Annotated in this window: 1 protein-coding gene; it reads left to right on the forward strand. The window is 65.7% G+C overall.

The features are described 5' to 3' along the window. A partial coding sequence (locus tag EGJ34_RS21715; RefSeq protein ID WP_185750294.1) for a chemotaxis protein CheW occupies positions 1-1,223 on the forward strand: 1,223 nt, incomplete at its 5' end. Positions 1,224-1,382: the final 159 nt, after the last annotated feature.

Raw genomic sequence — 1,382 nt, forward strand, 5'->3', positions numbered from 1 at the left:
CCGCTGTTGCGCCCGCGGCCCCGGGTGCCGCTCCCGCCGCAGCCGCGCATGAAGCAGAAACTTCGATCCGCGTCGCCGTGGAAAAGGTCGACGCCCTGATCAACCTGGTCGGCGAACTGGTCATCACCCAGGCCATGCTCAAGCAGGTCTCGCACGCGCTGGACCCGGTCCATGCCGAGCAGCTGTTCGCCGGCCTGGACCTGCTGGAACGCAACACGCGCGATCTGCAGGAAGCGGTCATTGGCGTGCGCATGCTGCCGGTGGACGCGGTGTTCCGCCGCTTCCCGCGCCTGGTCCGCGACCTCTCCAGCCGCCTCGGCAAGCAGGTCCGTCTGCGCACCGTCGGCGAAGGCACCGAACTGGACAAGGGCCTGATCGAAAAGATCGCCGATCCGCTGGTGCATCTGGTGCGCAATTCAATCGACCACGGCCTGGAAATGCCTGACGTGCGCAAGGGCGCAGGCAAGGACGAAACCGGCACCATCACGCTGGCGGCTTCGCACCAGGGCGGCCACATCGTCATCGAAGTCAGCGACGACGGCCGCGGCCTGAACCGCGAAAAGATCCTGGCCAAGGCCCAGGAACGCGGACTGAGCGTGCCGGAGAATCCGACCGACAGCCAGGTCTGGGACCTGATCTTCCAGCCGGGCTTCTCCACCGCCGACGCCGTCACCGATCTGTCCGGGCGCGGCGTAGGCATGGACGTGGTCCGCCGCAACATCCAGGCACTGGGCGGCGAAGTACAGATTGAAAGCAGCCTGGGCGCGGGCACCCGCACCCTGATCCGCCTACCGCTGACCCTGGCCATCCTCGACGGCATGACCGTTTCGGTTGCCGGCGAAACCCTGATCCTGCCGCTGGCTTACGTGCTGGAAGCGCTGCAGCCGCAGGCCGAAGACGTCCGCACCATGGCCGGCGAAGGTCGCGTGCTGCGTGTCCGCGGCGAATACCTGCCGATCCTGTCGCTGAGCGAGTACTACGGCTACGGCCACCGCGCCAACGACGACTCGCTGGTGGTGGTGGTGGAAGGTGACGGTCAGAAGATCGCGCTGGAAGTGGACGAACTGGTCGGCCAGCAGCAGGTCGTGGTCAAGAACATCGAGAACAACTACCGCCGCATCAGCGGTGTCTCCGGTGCCACCATCCTCGGCGACGGCCGCGTCGCCTTGATCGTCGACATCGGCGGCCTGGTGCGCTCGCTGCGGGTACCGCAGGCGGCGTGATCTCTTCCGTTTGATAGCTGAGAGCAAAAGCAAAAGCCCTGCACTGCGGGGCTTTTTGTTGTCTGCGCGAACAGCCGATGTTCACGTGAATCCGTGTTTGGGCGTGCCGGGGTGGGTTTGCGGGACACGCCGTGAATACGTCCATGTAGGCTCGTCAAA

Origin of the sequence: Stenotrophomonas sp. 278 (assembly GCF_003935715.1) — a bacterium.
Classification (GTDB): Bacteria; Pseudomonadota; Gammaproteobacteria; order Xanthomonadales; family Xanthomonadaceae; genus Stenotrophomonas; species Stenotrophomonas maltophilia_AH.